14 protein-coding genes and 5 pseudogenes are annotated in these 17,545 nt (G+C 65.5%); 17 read left to right on the top strand and 2 right to left on the bottom strand.

The features are described from left to right. The 3 genes and pseudogenes from IVB18_RS42680 to IVB18_RS42670 all read left to right on the top strand — a co-directional run bounded on the left by IVB18_RS42680 (position 1) and on the right by IVB18_RS42670 (position 3,359). Positions 1 to 1,704: a hydrogenase maturation protein gene (locus IVB18_RS42680; protein WP_247986101.1), complete on the top strand. Its 1,704-nt coding sequence runs from the start codon at positions 1 to 3 to the stop codon at positions 1,702 to 1,704. A 25-nt stretch (positions 1,705 to 1,729) separates the two neighbouring features. Continuing rightward, positions 1,730 to 3,187 (top strand): annotated as a pseudogene (locus tag IVB18_RS42675) (sigma-54 dependent transcriptional regulator). Further along, complete coding sequence (locus IVB18_RS42670; RefSeq protein ID WP_247986100.1) at positions 3,162 to 3,359, top strand: hypothetical protein; 198 nt, start codon at positions 3,162 to 3,164, stop codon at positions 3,357 to 3,359. Before IVB18_RS42675 ends, IVB18_RS42670 begins: the two are co-directional and overlap by 26 nt. A gap of 90 nt (positions 3,360 to 3,449) precedes the next feature. On the opposite strand, the pseudogene IVB18_RS52075 reads toward IVB18_RS42670, so the two are convergent. Both IVB18_RS52075 and IVB18_RS52070 read right to left on the bottom strand, forming a co-directional pair. Continuing rightward, positions 3,450 to 3,709: pseudogene (locus tag IVB18_RS52075) on the bottom strand (ATP-binding protein). Continuing rightward, positions 3,667 to 3,816 (bottom strand): hypothetical protein, encoded by a 150-nt coding sequence (locus IVB18_RS52070; RefSeq protein ID WP_346732593.1) that lies wholly within the window; start codon positions 3,814 to 3,816, stop codon positions 3,667 to 3,669. The pseudogene IVB18_RS52075 and the gene IVB18_RS52070 overlap by 43 nt, the downstream one beginning before the upstream one ends. 333 nt (positions 3,817 to 4,149) lie before the next feature. On the opposite strand from IVB18_RS52070, the gene IVB18_RS42660 reads away from it, so the two are divergent. The 14 genes and pseudogenes from IVB18_RS42660 (at position 4,150) to IVB18_RS42595 (ending at position 17,486) form a co-directional block, all read left to right on the top strand. Next, complete coding sequence (locus IVB18_RS42660; RefSeq protein WP_247986099.1) at positions 4,150 to 4,374, top strand: hypothetical protein; 225 nt, start codon at positions 4,150 to 4,152, stop codon at positions 4,372 to 4,374. Positions 4,375 to 4,422: 48 nt separating this feature from the next. After that, positions 4,423 to 4,566 (top strand): annotated as a pseudogene (locus IVB18_RS42655) (transposase domain-containing protein); the annotation flags it as partial. Between the two features lie 860 nt (positions 4,567 to 5,426). Beyond that, on the top strand, positions 5,427 to 6,716 hold the full coding sequence (locus IVB18_RS42650) for a cytochrome P450 (RefSeq protein ID WP_247986098.1): 1,290 nt from the start codon (positions 5,427 to 5,429) through the stop codon (positions 6,714 to 6,716). A gap of 1 nt (position 6,717) precedes the next feature. Continuing rightward, positions 6,718 to 7,026: a ferredoxin gene (locus IVB18_RS42645; protein ID WP_247986097.1), complete on the top strand. Its 309-nt coding sequence runs from the start codon at positions 6,718 to 6,720 to the stop codon at positions 7,024 to 7,026. Continuing rightward, positions 7,013 to 7,862: pseudogene (locus IVB18_RS42640) on the top strand (SDR family oxidoreductase). The gene IVB18_RS42645 and the pseudogene IVB18_RS42640 overlap by 14 nt, the downstream one beginning before the upstream one ends. Next, positions 7,862 to 9,205: a cytochrome P450 gene (locus IVB18_RS42635; protein ID WP_247986096.1), complete on the top strand. Its 1,344-nt coding sequence runs from the start codon at positions 7,862 to 7,864 to the stop codon at positions 9,203 to 9,205. The pseudogene IVB18_RS42640 and the gene IVB18_RS42635 overlap by 1 nt, the downstream one beginning before the upstream one ends. 148 nt (positions 9,206 to 9,353) lie before the next feature. Beyond that, on the top strand, positions 9,354 to 10,352 hold the full coding sequence (locus IVB18_RS42630; RefSeq protein WP_247991867.1) for a polyprenyl synthetase family protein: 999 nt from the start codon (positions 9,354 to 9,356) through the stop codon (positions 10,350 to 10,352). A 308-nt stretch (positions 10,353 to 10,660) separates the two neighbouring features. Next, entirely contained in the window at positions 10,661 to 12,211 is a 1,551-nt protein-coding gene (locus tag IVB18_RS42625) for a hypothetical protein (protein WP_247986095.1), read from the top strand. Continuing rightward, positions 12,208 to 13,100 (top strand): annotated as a pseudogene (locus tag IVB18_RS42620) (hypothetical protein). The gene IVB18_RS42625 and the pseudogene IVB18_RS42620 overlap by 4 nt, the downstream one beginning before the upstream one ends. A gap of 85 nt (positions 13,101 to 13,185) precedes the next feature. After that, positions 13,186 to 14,235, top strand: a complete 1,050-nt coding sequence (gene fni, locus IVB18_RS42615; protein WP_247314241.1) for a type 2 isopentenyl-diphosphate Delta-isomerase — start codon at positions 13,186 to 13,188, stop codon at positions 14,233 to 14,235. 418 nt (positions 14,236 to 14,653) lie between these two features. After that, on the top strand, positions 14,654 to 15,487 hold the full coding sequence (locus tag IVB18_RS42610; protein ID WP_247986094.1) for a hypothetical protein: 834 nt from the start codon (positions 14,654 to 14,656) through the stop codon (positions 15,485 to 15,487). 2 nt (positions 15,488 to 15,489) lie between these two features. Then, positions 15,490 to 15,834: a hypothetical protein gene (locus IVB18_RS42605; RefSeq protein ID WP_247986093.1), complete on the top strand. Its 345-nt coding sequence runs from the start codon at positions 15,490 to 15,492 to the stop codon at positions 15,832 to 15,834. A 906-nt stretch (positions 15,835 to 16,740) separates the two neighbouring features. Continuing rightward, positions 16,741 to 17,043 carry a hypothetical protein gene (locus IVB18_RS42600; protein ID WP_247986092.1) on the top strand — a complete coding sequence of 101 codons (303 nt, stop codon included), beginning with the start codon at positions 16,741 to 16,743 and terminating at the stop codon, positions 17,041 to 17,043. Then, a complete protein-coding gene (locus tag IVB18_RS42595; protein ID WP_247986091.1) occupies positions 17,040 to 17,486 on the top strand; it encodes a type II toxin-antitoxin system VapC family toxin in 447 nt (148 codons plus the stop codon). Before IVB18_RS42600 ends, IVB18_RS42595 begins: the two co-directional genes overlap by 4 nt. Positions 17,487 to 17,545: the final 59 nt, after the last annotated feature.

Genomic DNA, 17,545 nt, shown 5'->3' with positions numbered 1-17,545 from the left:
ATGCGCATTCTGCTTTTGTCGCATTCCTTCAACAACCTGACGCAGCGGCTGCATGTCGAACTCTGCGAGCGTAGCCATGAGGTCTCGGTCGAGCTCGATATCCATCCCGACGTGACCCGCGAAAGTGTTGCGCTGTGTCGGCCCGACCTCGTTATCGCGCCGTTCTTGAAACGGGCGATCCCGGACGATGTCTGGCGTGGCGTGCGTTGCCTCGTCGTGCACCCCGGCCCGCCCGGTGACCGCGGTCCTGCGGCTCTCGACTGGGCCATTCTCGAGGGCGTCGCGGAGTGGGGTGTCACGGTGCTGCAGGCGGATGGCGAGTTCGACGCCGGTCCGATCTGGGTCCATCGCACGTTCCCGATGCGGCGTGCCGCGAAGTCCAGCATCTACCGCAACGAGGTCACCTCCTGCGCGGTGGAGGCGGTGCTCGAGGCCATTGCCGCGATCGAGGCCGGACACGAGGCGGCGCCCGCGCCAATGGCGAGCGACGATCCGCGCATTCGCGTGCGGGGGCCCTGCCGGCAAGCGGATCGCGCGATCGACTGGCAGCACGACCCAACCGTCGAGGTGCTTCGCAAGATCGACAGCGCCGACGGCATGCCCGGCCTGACCGACAGTCTGTTCTGGCAGGACGTCCGGCTGTTCGATGCGCATGAGGCCCATGGCATCTCCGGCGTGCCCGGCACCGTGGTGGCGCAGTGCGACGGTGCGCTGGCCCGGGCGACCGTCGACGGCGCGGTCTGGATCGGCCACGTCCGGAGTGTCGCGCCGAAGAGCTTGAAGCTTCCGGCGACGAAGATCTTCGCGTCGGAAGCCGCGCATCTGCCGCACAGGCCAGGATGCGGCTACGGTCCGATCGAATATCGCGAGCATTGCGAGGTTGGCGAGCTGCAATTCAACTTCTACAACGGCGCCATGAGCTCCGACGACTGCAATGCACTGCTCAGCGCCTATCGAACCGCGCTTGCGCGCGCAACCAAGGTGCTGCTGCTGACCGGCGGCCGTGATTATTGGTCGAACGGCATTCATCTTGCCGAGATCGAGGCCGCCGACAGCGCGGCGGATGAGTCCTGGCGCAACATCAACGCGATCGACGATCTCGCGCGGGCCATCATCGAGACCACCGATCGGCTGGTGGTTTCCGTCGTTCGCGGCAATGCCGGCGCAGGCGGCGTGTTCCTCAGCCTCGCCGCCGACGAGGTCTGGGCCAGCGATCGGATCGTGCTCAATCCGCATTACAAGGACATGGGCAATCTCTACGGTTCGGAATACTGGACCTATCTTCTGCCGCGGCGCGCGGGTGCCGCGAATGCGGCCAAGATCACTCAATGCCGGCTGCCCATGGGCGTGGCTGAGGCCGGGCGCCTCGGCATCGTCGATCGCGTGCTGACGGCCAGGGGCGCGGCAACGGACGATCTCGTGAAGCTCGCCGCCGCGCTTGCATCGGATCCCGACTATGCCGCGCGCCTTGTCGACAAGCAAAGGCGCCGCGCCGCCGACGAAGCCGAGAAGCCGCTCGACGCGTACCGCAACGAGGAGCTGCGCCGCATGCGGCTCAACTTCTACGGCTTCGATCCAAGCTACCACGTGGCGCGTTACAACTTCATTCACAAGGTCCCGAAGTCGCGTACGCCGCTGACCATCGCTAATCACCGGTCGCGGCGTGAGCGCGCACGACCCACCTGCATGGCGGTGCGATCATGAGCATGCCAGAAAACCCGCAGGAAACGTGCCAGGAAACGTCCAAGGAACCATTCTCGTCGTCGACGACGAGATTCGCTCGCAGGAGGCTCTGCGGCGCGTCCTCGACCAGGATTTCGAGGTATTGTGCGCCGGCAATGCGGCCGATGCGGAGAAGCTCCTGGAAGGCGATATCGTCCACGCCATTCTCTGCGACCAGCGGATGCCGCACGAATCGGGCGTCAGCTTCCTGAAGCGCGTCCGCGAGATATGGCCGGATCCGGTGCGGATGATCATCTCCGGCTATTCTGACTGCGAAGACATCATCGCTGGCCTCAACGAGGCCGGCATCTATCAATACATCACGAAGCCATGGCAGCCGGACCGGTTGGTCGACATCGTCAAGGAAGCAGTTCAGCTCTAGCGGCTTCAGAAGGAAACGGAAACGGCGGGGGTCGACGTCAAGGCGACGCCCGGGCACGTCAAGAAGGTCGTCTCGGTCAAGCGCGGCGCCGCAAAGCAGCTTTACGACTTCAACCGTATCGTGCATTCGCCCCATAGCCCGATGCATGACGTGATCGAGCTCGGCAGACGCGCCGCCGACTACGATATCTCCGTGCTGGTCACCGGGGAGTCCGGCACCGGCAAGGAGCTGCTCGCCCGCGCCATTCATTATGGCTCGGCCCGCGCCAACAAGGCGTTCGTGGTCGAGAATTGCGGCGCGCTGCCCGATGAACTGCTCGAAAGCGAATTGTTCGGCTGCAAGAAGGGCGCCTTCACCGGCGCCTATCAGGACCGCATCGGCCTGTTCGAGGTGGCGGACGGCGGCACCATCTTCCTCGATGAGATCGGCGAGACCTCGCCGGCGTTCCAGGTCAAGCTGTTGCGCGTGCTGCAGGAGAGCGAGATCCGTCCGCTCGGCGCGCAGCGGGTGCGCAAGGTCGACGTGCGCGTGGTGGCCGCGACCAATCGCGATCTCGAAGCCGAGGTCGAGGCCGGCCGGTTCCGTCGCGACCTCTCCTGCCGCCTGGCGGCGTTTCCGGTTCACATGCCGGCACTGCGCGAGTGGCCCATGGACGTCCCGTTGATCGCCGAGGGCGTGCTGTCGGCGGTGAAGACGTCCTTCAACCGGCCGAGCCTGCGCTTTGCCGCGTCCGCGCTGGAGGAGTTCGCCAGATATCACTGGCCGGGCAACGTGCGCGAGCTTCAGAACGAGCTCCAGCGCATGGCGGTGCTGGCCGACGAGTACGAGCTGCGTGTGCCGCCGCTGCTCGGCCGCCGCAACGGAAGGCGGCCGGTCGCGATGCCTGCTCATGGCAAGCTTAACGGCTCGGCCACGCTGAAAGACAAGGTGGAAGATCTCGAGAAGTCCGTTATCATCAACTATCTGGAGAAGTATGAGGGTAATATCAGCCGGATTGCGAGCGAGCTTGGGCTATCGCGCGTGGGCCTCAAACTGTCCAGATACGATTTGAGAAAAAATGCCAAAGGCGACGCATTCTCCTGAGATCGGCGAAACGGAGACGCTGCTCAAGCTGATCACCGATCGCGGCGAGTTCGAGTTCGATCGCGAGCGCGAGGGCGCCTGGATCGAAGTCATCCGTAAGATAGCGACCTGGAACATGGGTATGCCAGAGCAGGAGAGGGCGGGTGAACTGCCCCCACATTCGCGTTCATAATGTCGGTTGAAGGTTGGCTCCGCCGGTGACGGGACGGAGGAGGCGGAGCCGACCGGTGGGCCGTCATCGGCGGCGGCTTGATGAGGCTGCTCATCCGCTTGGCGCGGAGCGGTAGCTGACGACGCGGATAGTCAGCACGTGGCTGTGGTGCAGGAGCCAGTCGAGGATCGCGGTGGCGACCACGGTGCCCCATTCGGCAACGCTGCGCTTCGACGTGATCAGCATAGCGCCAACCGCCGGCTGACCAGCTGGAAGAACAGGTGCGCAGCGTCGGGCGCCAGCGGCAGGTAGCCGAGTTCGTCGACGATCAGCAGCTTTGGCTTCGCCAGCGCGAGCAGTTTCTCGTCCAAGCGTCGCTCGCCGTACGCCTTGACGAGCTCAGCGACCAGCGTCGTCGCCGTGGTGGACGCATCGTATATCCGGCCAGGATCGCCTCTCGCCCGAGTGCGATCGACAAATACGTCTTGCCGACGCCCGGCGGACCAGCGTCATAATGCCGGGTGTCTGGGATCTGAGGTGGAGATCCTTTACCCGTTCCATCCGCGATGCGGGGTGTCAGTCGTCGTTGTCGCCTGCAAGCGACTTGGGGGTGAGACGCATTTTGTTATCAGATAACCTGACGCCACGTTAACGCTGCTGCCGGCATGGATGGCGGCTCCCGCCGCCGCTTCCTTCCATCTCAAAGCTGAACCGCGGCTTCCGGTGGATCGTCTACTGGAGGCGCGTCTTCTTGTCGACGCGCTCTTAGCCTCCTCTTCCAGGGAATCGTCCCATTCGCGAGGAGGCGGTCATGGCGGACGCATCACGTCGTCAGGGGGATCTGTTCGAGAGCCCTCCGACATACAGCAGCATTCCAATCGAAGCCCATCAGCAAATGCTGGAGCTCTTAAAGGAGCTTCTGACCGAAGCGCTCGCCGACAGCGCAGTCGAGGCACACGACGTGAACCGGGAGGACAGCGGTGAGCAAGATCACAAGACAAACTATGCCGAGCCAATTACACGCCGCTCACAGTGAATCTCAGGGAAAACAAGCTCGTTCGGCATAGTTCGGCAGTCGGCATAAACCGCGAAGATGAAGGACGTAGACCCTCAAGCCTGGCTCGCCGACGTCCTGGCGCGCATCGCCGCACATTCAGCCCAAAAGCTCGACGAACTGCTTCCGTGGAATTGGCGTGACCGAAACAAGCGAGCCGAAAAAGCTGCCTGAGTGACCGCTACGCGGTCTTCACCGGCTTCACCGGACGCTTGAGAGTGGCGACGCACATGGATTAACTCCTGTCCAGTTTTTCGAGCGAAGATCAAGTCCCCGGAACGTACCCGGGGCAGGTCAGTACCACCCAAGTCACTCTTGTCGATCCCCAGCACTTTTGCCTCGTTATTTGTAGATGGTCGTAATTGTGAACCTCGATGCGAGATCGTAGTGCTTGCTCATCTCAATCAGAGTTCGATGTTGATTTAGATGTGGGGCTTCGACCTCTCTATGCAGGTCACAGATGGATACGCATCGATGTCGCGAACCTGACAAAATGTTGCGACCATTCCAGCGGACATGTTGGCGCGCATGCGTGTTTCACTCTCGCTATGCGGGCGAGCACGGTATTCGACGTGGCACGCGGATTGCTGGGATGATGAGCAAAGAACCTAGCGGCAAAAGCGGCTGTAGCGACTGCATCCTCATTTCGTGGATGACACCGCGATCGATGGAACGAAGAAAGAAAAGCAAAATGTCAAATCCGCATCAGATAGCATTCTATGGGAAGGGGCCTCGGCGAAACCGCCCCCTACCAAACAGGCTCGCCGCCCTTGTCGACCCTTGCGCAGGAAATCTTGATGGCCGGCTGCGACTCAAAGGCCCACCACACTCGCCCCTGAACTCGAAGGCGCAGGATAAAGTTCTGCATCTCGCCGCGCGGTATGCCTAGACAGTTACACGTTGGCCGATCTTGATAATCGAGTAGGGCTACGCCGCGGAGGACGTCGTCTACATGCCGTCTTACGTCATTCGCTGCCCGCAGCGCCTGCCGGTCACCTTCCGCCCTTCCATCGCTTAGAGAGTGAAGTGCCACCATGTCCGAACAACCCTTGCCGACAGCATGCCGGGACGCTTTCGCCGAACTGGCGTCGCCAGCGCGCATCCACGACCCGTATCCGTTTATGCGGTGGTTGCGCGAGCACGATCCGGTGCATCGCGCGGCGTCGGGCCTCTTTCTGTTGAGCCGCCACGCCGACATCTACTGGGCGCTCAAGGCCACGGGCGATGCGTTTCGGGCACCGGCGCCGGGCGAACTGGCGCGCTATTTTCCGCGTGCGGCGACCAGCCTGTCACTCAATCTGCTGGCGTCTACACTAGCGATGAAGGACCCACCGACGCATACGCGTCTGCGCCGGCTGATCTCCCGCGATTTCACCATGCGCCAGATCGACAACCTGCGGCCGAGCATCGCGCGCATCGTCGCAGCGCGCCTGGACGGCATGGCGCCCGCGCTGGAGCGCGGGGAGCCGGTGGACCTGCATCAGGAATTCGCGCTGGCCTTGCCCATGCTGGTCTTGGCCGAACTGTTCGGCATGCCCCAGGACGACATGTTCGGGCTCGCCGCCGTCATCGGCCCCATTCTGAAAGGCCTGGGCCCGCACGCCAGCGACCCCCAGCTCGCCGCGGCGGACGCGGCCAGCGCCAGGGTGCAGGCCTACTTCGGCGACCTCATACAGCGTAAGCGCACCGATCCCCGCCACGACATCGTGTCGATGCTGGTCGGCGCACACGACGACGATGCCGACACGCTGTCGGATGCGGAGTTGATCAGCATGCTTTGGGGCATGCTGCTGGGCGGCTTCTCAACCACTGCTGCGACCATCGACCATGCGGTCTTGGCGATGCTGGCGTATCCCGAACAGCGGCACTGGCTTCAGGGAGACGCCGTGGGGGTGAAGGCATTCGTCGAAGAAGTCCTGCGCCGCGATTCGCCCGTCATGTTCAGCACCACTATGCGTATCGCCCAGCGCGACATCGAATTGGGCGGCGTGGTGATCCCGAAGAACGCGGACGTGCGCGTGCTGATCGCGGCCGGCAATCGCGACCCGGACGCCTTCGCCGATCCCGACCGCTTCGATCCCGCGCGGTTCTACGGCACCAGTCCTGGCATGTCGACCGACGGGAAGATCATGCTGAGCTTCGGCCACGGCATCCGCTTCTGCGTCGGTGCGCAACTGGCCAGGGTGCAGTTGGCCGAGAGCCTGCCGCGGATCCAGGCGCGCTTCCCCACGCTGGCATTGGCCGAGCCGCCGACCCGGGAGCCCTCCGAGTTCCTTAGGACGTTCCGCGCGCTGCCGGTGCGGCTGCATGCGCAGGGGGGCTGAGATGCGCGTCGTGGTCGACCAGGATCTGTGCGCAACCAGCGGACAGTGCGTGCTGACGCTGCCGGGCACCTTTCGCCAGCGCGAACCGGACGGCGTGGCCGAAGTGTGCGTGGCGACGGTCCCGCAGGCGCTACACGCCGCCGTGCGGCTCGCGGCCAGCCAATGCCCGGTCGCCGCCATTCGGGTCATCGAAAGCGACGTTGGCGATGACGAGCGCGCCAGCGCCGACCCTGCGCCTTCTCCGGCGGAGGCCGAGCGGCATGCCGCGAAAGACCAACGCGATCCAGGAGGACACGATGGCACGGTTTGAAGGCAAGGTGGCCGTGGTGACCGGCGCTGGCGCCGGCATCGGCAAGGCAGCCCCTCGCCATCGCGCGCGAGGGCGGCAGAGTGGTGGTGGCCGACATTGATGGCTCGGCGGCCATTGCCTGCACCGCGCAGATCGCGGCCGAAGCGGGCCACGCGCTGGCCCTGGCCATGGACAACGCCGATGCGCAGGCGCTGGCAGCGCTGTTCGAGACGGCGGAGCGGCACTTCGGTGGAGTCGACCTGCTGGTGAACAACGCGAGCGACATGCATCTGACCCCGCGCGACCGCGCGATCCTCGACCTGGACCTGGACCTGGCGGTCTGGGATCAGACCATGGCGACCAATCTGCGCGGCACGCTGCTCTGCTGCCGGCAGCCCATCCCACGGATGATCGCCCGCGGCGGTGGCGCGATCGTCAACATGTCGTCGTGCCAGGGGCTCAGCGGTGACACCGCGCAGACGTCCTACGCCGCGTCGAAGGCGGCGATGAACATGCTGTCGGCCTCGCTCGCCACCCAGTACGGTCATGCGCAGATCCGCTGCAACGCGATTGCGCCGGGTCTCGTCATGACCGAGCGTCTCCTCGCCAAGCTGGACGAGTGCATGCAACGGCATCTGCGCCGGCACCAGCTCCTGCCGCGCGTCGGCCGCCCCGAGGACGTGGCCGCGCTGGTGGCGTTCCTGCTCTCCGACGATGCTGCGTTCATCACCGGCCAGGTCGTGTGCATCGACGGCGGCATGCTGGCGCATGTGCCGACGTACGCCGACGGTGGCAACAGCCGCGCCGCGCGGCCTACCGGCGACACCGCCGAAGCGGCCACGGCGCCGCGCTGCTGATGGACATGCTGCTCAACCCGCTGAACCGTCGGCACCGGCTGCGGTACGACATCCCGGTCGTGCCCGGCGCTTTCCCCCTGGTCGGGCATCTTCCCGCCATCGTCTGCGACCTGCCGCGCCTGCTGCGGCGCGCGGAACGGACGCTGGGCAGCCACTTCTGGCTGGATTTCGGCCCTGCCGGGCACCTGATGACCTGCGTGGATCCGGATGCGTTCGCACTGCTCCGGCACAAGGACGTGTCCTCGGCGCTGATCGAAGAGATCTCGCCCGAATTGCTTGGCGGAACGTTGGTTGCCCAGGACGGCGGCGCGCACCGGCAGGCGCGCGATGCGATCAAGGCGGCGTTCCTGCCCAAGGGGCTAACCCAGGCCGGCATCGGCGACCTGTTCGTGCCCGTCATCCGGGCGCGGGTGCAGGCGTGGCGCGACCGCGGCGACGTAACCATCCTGCGCGAAACCGGCGACCTGATGCTCAAGCTCATCTTCAGCCTCATGGGAATCCCCGCGCAGGACCTGCCGGGATGGCATCGCAAGTACCGGCAACTGGTGCAGTTGATCGTCGCGCCCCCGGTCGACCTGCCCGGACTGCCCTTGCGGCGCGGCCGCGCCGCCCGCGATTGGATCGACGCGCAGTTGCACCAATTCGTCCGCGACGCGCGCGCGCATGCCGCGCGCACCGGGTTGATCAACGACATGGTGAGCGCCTTCGATCGCAGCGACGATGCGCTCTCCGATGACGTCCTGGTCGCCAATATCCGCTTGCTGCTGCTTGCCGGTCACGACACCACTGCCTCGACGATGGCCTGGATGGTGATCGAGCTGGCGCGGCAGCCTGTGCTGTGGGACGCCCTAGTCGAGGAGGCGCAACGCTTGGGCGCGGTGCCGACCCGGCACGCGGACCTGGCGCAGTGTCCGGTCGCCGAGGCGCTGTTCCGCGAGACGCTGCGCGTGCATCCGGCGACCACGCTCCTGCCGCGTCGCGCGCTGCAGGAATTGCAACTCGGCCAACGGCGCATTCCCGCGGGCACCCATCTGTGCATCCCGCTGCTGCATTTCTCGACCTCGGCGCTGCTGCACGAGGCGCCTGATCAGTTCCGCTTGGCGCGGTGGCTGCAACGCACGGTGCCGATCCGGCCGGTGGACATGCTGCAGTTCGGTACCGGCCCACACGTCTGCATCGGCTACCACTTGGTATGGCTGGAACTGGTGCAGTTCTGCATCGCCTTGGCGCTGACCATGCACAAGGCCGGGGTGCGGCCGCGGTTGCTGAGCGGCGTCGAAAAAGGCCGGCGCTATTACCCGACCGCACATCCGTCCATGACAATCCGCATCGGATTCTCATGAGCTGGCATCGCATCCCCGTGTGGCGAGGCAGCGGCGCCGGCGACGCGCGGCATTGCTGCACTCGGCGCGTGCGCTCGGTGCGACGCCGGCAACACCGCGGCGGCTCGGCGCTCGCCGTGGCCGTGTCAGGTACAAGGACATGAACAACATGCAGACCGGTTCCACGCTACACGACGACCGAACTGGCGTTTCCGCGCTCGGCGGATTGGGCGCACAGGCGCGCGGCGCATCCGGCAGGCTGGTGCCGGAGATCTGGATGCAGGACGGCGCAAAGCGGGTCGAACAGGCGCTGGCGCGTCTTCTCTGCGCCGAAGACGACGGTGAGACCGAGCTGATGGCGGCGATGCGCTACGCCACCTTGAATGGCGGGAAGCGCACCCGCGCCTTGCTCTGTCTGGCTGCCGGCGCACTGGCCGACACGCCGGCGCACATGCTCGACGAGGTCGGCGCCGCCATCGAGATGATACACGCCTGTACCCTGGTCCACGACGATCTGCCCGCGATGGACGACGACGTGCTTCGCCGCGGCCTTCCGACCGTGCACGTCAAGTTCGGCGAAGCCACTGCGATCCTGGTCGGCGATGCGCTGCAGGCGCACGCCTTCCTGACCCTGGCGAGCCTGGATGCGCCGGGCGACAACCGTATCGCGCTCGTGCGCGAACTAGCGCAGGCGGTGTCCGCCGAGGGTGCCGCAGGCGGGCAGGCCATGGATCTGTCGCTGGTCGGAAAGCACGTCGAGCTGGACAGGATCGTGGCGATGCACCGGATGAAGAGCGGAGCGCTAGTGCGCGCGTCCGTTCGCATGGGCGCGCTATGCGCCATCGCGGAGGATGCCGCGCACGCTGCGCTGTACTGTGCGCTCGATCGCTATACCGCCTGTTTCGGCCTGGCGTTGCAGGTGGTCGACGACATTCTCGACGCGACAGCGGATACCGCGACGCTGGGCAAGACCCCCGGCAAGGACGCGGCGGCGCAGAAGCCGACCTGCGCGTCGATCATGGGGCTGCAGCCAGCGCGCCAGTTCGCGCTGGATTTGTTGCGCGACGCCGGGGAGGCCATCGCCCCGCTGGGGCCACGTGCGGAACGGTTGGCGCAGATGCTGCAGCGGGCCAACGCGTATCTGTTCAAGCACGCGCCATGCGCATGAGCGCGCTCGTCCGCATGGAGTCACCCCCTGTACCGCTGCGATCGGCCGGCGGCAGCGGTGCATGCTGCACTGTGTCCGAGTCCGCGGCGCCGATCGCAGCGGTTGCCCAGCACGGCCGCGGCGCACGCGGCGCGCTGCGCGCAAGCCTATGCGGCGGACCGGCGCCAGCATCGGGGCGCGTCGCCGCGCCGGAGCAGGGCGGCCGTCCGGCGCTGCCCATGCGCCGGGCCGCGACGGGGCTGCGGCGACGTGCGCGGCGTCTGCCCGATCCTGGTTCTCGTCGACCGTCTGCAGAAGGAACATCCCGCGTGAACGCGCTGTCCGAACAGATCCTTTCCGAATTGCGCCACCTGCTGAGCGAGATGAGCGACGGCGGCAGCGTTGGTCCGTCCGTCTACGACACGGCGCGAGCTCTGCAGTTCCACGGCAACGTCACCGGTCGGCAGGACGCATACGCGTGGCTCATCGCGCAGCAACAGGCCGATGGCGGATGGGGAAGCGCGGACTTCCCGCTGTTCCGCCATGCGCCCACGTGGGCGGCGTTGCTGGCATTGCAGCGTGCCGATCCTCTTCCCGGCGCTGCCGACGCAGTCCAGGCTGCAACCCGGTTCTTCGAGCGCCAGCCCGATCCCTACGCGCATGCGGTGCCGGAAGACGCGCCGATCGGCGCGGAGCTGATCCTGCCGCAGTTGTGCGGCGAGGCCGCATCCTTGCTGGGCGGCGTGGCGTTTCCGCGCCACCCGGCGCTGTTGCCGTTGCGGCAAGCGTGCCTGGTCAAGCTGGGGGCGGTGGCGACGTTGCCGAGCGGCCATCCGTTGCTGCACTCCTGGGAAGCCTGGGGGACGTCGCCGACCACCGCATGCCCGGATGACGACGGCAGCATCGGCATCAGTCCGGCGGCCACCGCCGCGTGGCATGCGCACGCCGTGACACAGGGGAGCACGCCGCAGGTCGGGCGCGCCGACGCGTATCTGCAGGCGGCATCGCGGGCGACGCGCAGCGGCATCGAAGGTGTCGTTCCCAACGTCTGGCCGATCAATGTGTTCGAGCCATGCTGGTCGCTGTACACCCTGCATCTGGCCGGGCTGTTCGCGCATCCCGCGCTCGCCGAGGCGGTGCGCGTGATCGTCGCGCAGCTCGACGCCCGCCTGGGTGTGCGCGGTCTGGGCCCGGCCTTGCACTTCGCGGCCGATGCGGACGACACCGCCGTTGCGTTGTGCGTCCTGCGCCTTGCAGGCCGCGACCCGGCGGTCGATGCGTTGCGCCATTTCGAAATCGGCGAGCTGTTCGTCACCTTCCCCGGCGAGCGCAATGCCTCGGTGTCGACCAACATCCATGCCCTGCATGCGTTGCGACTGTTGGGAAAGCCCGCCACCGGCACCAGCGCCTACGTCGAGGCCAATCGCAACCCGCACGGCCTATGGGACAACGAAAAATGGCACGTTTCGTGGCTGTATCCCACCGCGCATGCGGTCGCTGCGCTGGCGCAAGGCAAGTCCCAGTGGCGCGACGAGCGCGCGCTGGCGGCGCTGCTGCAGGCGCAGCGCGACGACGGCGGCTGGGGCGCTGGTCGCGCGTCCACATTCGAGGAAACCGCCTATGCGCTGTTCGCGTTGTACGTGATGGACGGGAGCGAAGAGCCGACAGGGCGCCGGCGCATCGCGCAGGCGGTGGCGCGTGCGCTGGAGTGGATGCTCGCCCGCCATGCGGCGCATGCATTGCCGCAGACGCCGCTGTGGATCGGCAAGGAACTGTATTGCCCCACCCGGGTCGTGCGCGTGGCCGAACTCGCCGGGTTGTGGCTGGCGCTTCGTTGGGGGCGGCGCGCCCTGGCCGAGGGAGCAGGAGCGGCGCCATGATCCAGACCGAACGCGCGCTGCAGCAGGTGCTGGAGTGGGGGCGTTCCCTGACCGGGTTCGCCGACGAGCATGCCGTGGAAGCGGTCAGGGGCGGCCAGTACATCCTGCAGCGCATCCACCCGAGCCTGCGCGACACCAGCGCCCGCACCGGCCGCGATCCGCAGGACGAAACGCTGATCGTGGCGTTCTATCGCGAACTGGCGCTGCTGTTCTGGCTCGACGATTGCAACGACCTTGGCCTGATCGCGCCGGAGCAGCTCGCCGCAGTGGAGCAGGCGCTGGGGCAGGGCGTGCCGTGCGCGCTCCCCGGATTCGAGGGCTGCGCTGTGCTGCGCGCTTCGCTGGCCGCGCTCGCCTACGATCGTCGCGACTATGCTCAGCTTCTCGACGATACCCGGTGCTACTGCGCGGCGCTGCGCGCCGGACACGCGCAGGCGGAACGCTGGTCCTACGCCGAGTACCTGCACAACGGCATCGATTCGATCGCCTACACGAACGTGTTCTGTTGCCTGTCGTTGCTGTGGGGGCTGGACATGGCGACCTTGCGCGCGCGTCCGGCGTTTCGCCAGGTCCTGCGGCTCATCTCCGCGATAGGGCGCCTGCAGAACGATCTGCATGGACGCGACAAGGACAGGTCGGCCGGCGAGGCCGACAACGCGGCGATCCTGCTGCTGCAGCGCTATCCGGCTATGCCTGCGGTGGAGTTCCTCAACGACGAGCTGGCCGGCCATACTCGCATGCTGCACCGGGTGATGGCGGAAGAACGCTTTCCCGCGCCGTGGGGACCGTTGATCGAGGCCATGGCGGCCATCCGCGCGCAGTACTACCAGACCTCGACCAGCCGCTACCGAAGCGACGCTGCGGGGGAGGCCAGCGTGCGCCGGCCTGAACGCGCGGGAGGCGGCGGTGTGCGCGCGCTGCCGTCGGTCCGATCCGACGCAACGCCGTCGCGCGATGCGACGGATGGAGCGAGCATGAGCGACACCGCCCTGAGCCGGCGCAAGGACGACCATCTGGACATCGTGCTGGATCGGCGAACGGCGCCGGCCACGGTCGCCGCCGGCTGGGAGTACATCCGTTTCGAACACTGCGCATTGCCCGAGTTGGACCTGACGCAGATCGACCTGCGCGCCTCGCTGCTGGGTAAGACCATGCGCGCGCCGCTGCTGATCAGCTCCATGACCGGCGGCATGCCACGAGCCGATGCCATCAACCGGCATCTGAGCGAGGCAGCGCAAGCCTTGGGGATCGCCATGTGCGTCGGTTCGCAGCGCGTGAGCCTGCAATCCCGCAACTCCCAGGGGCTGACGCGCGCGCTGCGCCGCCTGGCCCCAGACATTCCCTTGCTGGCCAATATCGGCGCTGCGCAACTGCGCGAGGCCGACGGCCTGGACCTGGCGCGCCGGGCGGTGGATGCGCTGGAGGCCGATGGACTCATCGTCCATCTCAATCCGCTGCAGGAAGCGGTACAGCCGGAGGGCGACCGCGACTGGCGCGGCGTCCTGGCGCAGATCGCTCGCGCCGCGCGCAGCGTGGGCGTGCCGATCGTGGCCAAGGAAGTGGGGTCGGGCCTGTCCGCCTCGGTGGCCTGTGCGCTCGTCGAGGCGGGCGTGGCGGTGATCGATGTCGCCGGCGCCGGCGGCACCAGTTGGGCCGCGGTGGAGGGCGAGCGCGCCCGCGATGCCGCCGACCGTGCAGTGGCGATGGCGTTCGCCGATTGGGGGATTCCGACCCCGGCCAGCGTGCAGGCGGTACGTCGGGCGCTGCCAACGGTGAAGCTGATCGCGTCGAGCGGGATCCGCGACGGCGTCGACGTGGCCAAGGCCATCCGCCTGGGCGCGGACATCGCCGGGCAGGCGGCCGGCGTGCTGCGCGCGGCTACGGTATCCACCGAGGCGGTTGTCGCGCATTTCGAGATCGTCATCCGCCAGTTGGCCGTCGCCTGCTTCTGCACCGGCTCGGCTGATCTGGCGGCGTTGCGTCAGGCGCGCTTGTTGCCCTCGGCGCATCTGCCCGCCGGTTGATGCCGGCGTCGCCCGCACGTGGCGGCGGGCGCCTAGTCCTACTGAGTCAGAAAGTCGCGGATGCGGGGGGATTCGCGCTGGTCGCGGATTTGTTAGGGGGCTGCTTCGTGATCAGGGAAGCGCCCCGCCATGCCCGACTGGACAGCCGAGAGTGAAGCCGCATTCGACGCCTATGTCGATGCTTTGATCGGGGTGATCGGCCACGCCGAATGAGCTGAGCCCCTGAATGGGTCGGAACAAGGTGCGCCGGGAGACCGGCAAGGAGTAGATGGTGCAAGTCCATTGCAATGAAAGAGTAGCGATCCACATTGACCCCGAGTCATGCGCGGTCGGTCGTGAGGAGACCGGTAACTTCTCTGGGGTCAAACACGGGTTGTTAGGCTCGAGCAGTCCATCAGCATCGTTTTGAGACAAAGCGATGGCGGTGGAATGGACGGTTACGATCGAGGGCCGGAACGAATTTGGCGACACATGCCGGAAGGAGGTCCGCATAGACAATAGCTGGGAGAGCCTGTTCGACGGCGACATCGGCTTGTCGATCGGCGATAGCAAGAAGATCATGGCAGCGCTGCAGAACGCGGTCGTGAATCATGAGGCGGAGACGTATGCCCTTCTTCGCCGGGTTTGCCCGGATTGCCATACGTTCCGACCGGTCAAGGACTACACGACACGCCGGATCCGAACCGTCTTCGGCACCGTTGAGGTTCGCAGTCCCCGATGGATGCTGTGCCGGGAATGCCATCCAGGGATGGTCGGTGCCTTCGCGCCGCTGAAGGAAATTTGTCCCGATCGAGCGACACCGGAGCTGATGGAACTGACGGCGCGGCTAGGAAGCATGCTGCCCTACCGGCAGGCGGCGAAGGTGCTGGCCGATTTCCTGCCCACTGAACCGACTGAGACGCATGCGACCGTGCGCAAGCGTACCATCAGGATCGGCAAGCGGCTCGACGACCAGGTCATGCAGCAAACTTGGCGCGCGAGGTCCCAAACGGATGACCGATGCCAGCTTGAGATGCAGCTTCCCGGAGATCGGCGCAAAGAGTTCGTCATCAGCATTGATACGGCGCACGTTCGTAGCGCTATCAACATTCGGCGCGAAATTTCGAGCTCGTCGTGGCCAGATGCGGCCGCGGGGGACGGGGAGAAAGGGACGGTCGCTATTTCGTCACCGGCAGCACCGACCAGCAGGCAATCCGCGATCGTGCTCTTCACTCTCTCCAGGAAGTCGGATATCGCGGCATTGGGGATCTGACGGTGATCTCGGACGGGGCCGAAATCCTAAAGCGGCTGCCCCGCGCCATGCCGAAACCAACGACCCACATCATCGACTGGTTTCATATTGCCATGAAGATCCAGCCCATGCAGCAGATCGCCGATCACATCGTACGATCCCGATCAGGCCCCTTTGAAGCGCTTCCAACCATCGACAGGGACATCAGAGCCGTGAAGTGGCGTCTGTGGCACATGGGCGGGTCGGCCGCGCGATCCGCGCCTGGAGCAACTTCTAGCACTACTTTGGCAGAATCGTTTTGTGCTGAAGTCCTTCACGGATGCGCTTCCGACAATTTGGGCACCGTTGAGACGGCGGCCAAAGGATGAGATCGACGATGGCGTAACGTACGGCGGGCATGGTTGGCTGAGGCGGAGGTCCGTTGAACTAATGCAGCCACCAAAAATCAAGCGGCCAAGCGTTGCCCGGCCCAGGCTCGCGGGAATATTCCGAATTCGGTGTTCTCCGGACAAAGTGGTTGGTAGATTCGATACGCCGAGCGCGTTGCGCAGGAAGTGCACGTAGGGGTCGTTGAAGAAGTGGCCCGCAGAGTCCGCGCTAGCAGCAATCAGCCCCATTGTAGAGTTCATGTGAAGGCCGCCAAAGCCGCAACTGGTCCTCGATGGAGGCATCTCGCTGATTCTCTGATGAATAGCGGGCGTAGAGCGCGACCTTCACGAGGCGACGTCCTTACTCCGGAGGGCGGTCTCGCGTCCGGCTATCAGTTTGGGCTCGAACGAAATCCCTTGCGGCCTGTCGCGACAGCAGTCGGACCAGATTGACGAGGCGAGGATCGGGCTTCGATGAGGCGAGCGCAGCCGGTTCGTGGGTCGCGTCGGCGACCACGCAAAGCTTTTGGGCTGTTGTGCGTCTCGGTCGCGCCACGATCGCGTCCTTGTCCTCGCGCGGGATATCCTGCTGCGCGACAATGATGCCAAGGGACGGTGTATTGGTAAGGCAAAGATGCGTTGTAAATCAATGCCTTGTGGCGCATATGAGCAAATGTAGGCGAGGGGCAGAGTAGTGCCGGGGCACGGGTCGACCGTTGTCGTAGCAATAATGTTTTTGTGATCGCCCCCCTTTGAACAGGGGGAATCTCATCACGGTGGCAACCCCCCGGCACCTAAATGCCCTGGAGAGGCCGTCTCTATCTGCCGGGATCGATATCAACTCCATCAGCCTTGTGCTCCAAAGAAAACGCGGCTATATATCTGGATATAGCACGGAGGCACGCGATGAGCAACAGTGCGCAGAAAAGAGCCCTCGAGAATTATCGGTCCCGCCTGACTAAGCGTGGCATCGCGCGGTTCGAGATCCAGGCGCTCGACGCTGACCGCGATCTACTCCGATCCCTTGCCCGAAAACTGACGGAGGAAAGTCCGGAAGCCGGGCAGCTTCGCCGAACCATACAGCAGGCAGTGGCGGGTGAGCGTCCGAAAGCGGGCGGCATTCTCGCCGCGCTACGTCGCTCACCTATGGTCGGTGCGGATCTCGACCTTAGCCGTTCGCGAGAAGAGGGGCGTAAGATCGAACTGTGACGCGCTACCTCCTTGATACCAATATCATCAGCAACGTCATAAAGCCGGAGCCGTCGGCCTCGCTGCTGGCTTGGATGGGGGCTCAGAAAGACGACGACCTCTTCATTGCTTCGCTTACCGTCGCCGAAATCCGCCGAGGCATCTTAGAGAAACCGAAGGGCAAGAAGCGCAGCAGCCTTGAAACGTGGTTCGCCGGCTCCGAAGGTCCGCAAGTGCTGTTCGCTGGCCGCGTCCTATCGTTCGACGAGAAAGCTGCCCTCGTGTGGGCGCGGCTGATGGCCAACGGCAAAGCTAAAGGCCGTTCGCGAAGCGCGTTAGACACAATCATTGCTGCTGTAGCCGAAGCCAACGAGTGCGTCGTCGTGACCGACAATGAAAAGGACTTCGAGGACGTTCAGATCATCAACCCGCTCCGTAGCTCGGGGAGCCAGGTAGGCAGGTGACGATAGCGCGAACCGTCCGGCCCATTCGTTTCGAGGATTTTAGCGGGACCGAGTTTGAG

This window comes from Bradyrhizobium sp. 186, from assembly GCF_023101685.1.
Classification (GTDB): Bacteria; Pseudomonadota; Alphaproteobacteria; order Rhizobiales; family Xanthobacteraceae; genus Bradyrhizobium.
The sequence above is the reverse complement of the archived record's forward strand: the minus strand, read 5'-3'. Positions and strand labels throughout refer to the sequence as shown.

Bases quoted from the DNA above. Each gene is read 5' to 3' on its own strand.
- IVB18_RS42680 (WP_247986101.1), top strand. From the start codon at position 1: ATGCGCATTCTGCTTTTGTCGCATTCCTTCAACAACCTGACGCAGCGG.
- IVB18_RS42670 (WP_247986100.1), top strand. From the start codon at position 3,162: ATGCCAAAGGCGACGCATTCTCCTGAGATCGGCGAAACGGAGACGCTG.
- IVB18_RS42660 (WP_247986099.1), top strand. From the start codon at position 4,150: ATGGCGGACGCATCACGTCGTCAGGGGGATCTGTTCGAGAGCCCTCCG.
- IVB18_RS42650 (WP_247986098.1), top strand. From the start codon at position 5,427: ATGTCCGAACAACCCTTGCCGACAGCATGCCGGGACGCTTTCGCCGAA.
- IVB18_RS42645 (WP_247986097.1), top strand. From the start codon at position 6,718: ATGCGCGTCGTGGTCGACCAGGATCTGTGCGCAACCAGCGGACAGTGC.
- IVB18_RS42635 (WP_247986096.1), top strand. From the start codon at position 7,862: ATGGACATGCTGCTCAACCCGCTGAACCGTCGGCACCGGCTGCGGTAC.
- IVB18_RS42630 (WP_247991867.1), top strand. From the start codon at position 9,354: ATGCAGACCGGTTCCACGCTACACGACGACCGAACTGGCGTTTCCGCG.
- fni (WP_247314241.1), top strand. From the start codon at position 13,186: ATGAGCGACACCGCCCTGAGCCGGCGCAAGGACGACCATCTGGACATC.
- IVB18_RS42610 (WP_247986094.1), top strand. From the start codon at position 14,654: ATGGCGGTGGAATGGACGGTTACGATCGAGGGCCGGAACGAATTTGGC.
- IVB18_RS42600 (WP_247986092.1), top strand. From the start codon at position 16,741: ATGAGCAACAGTGCGCAGAAAAGAGCCCTCGAGAATTATCGGTCCCGC.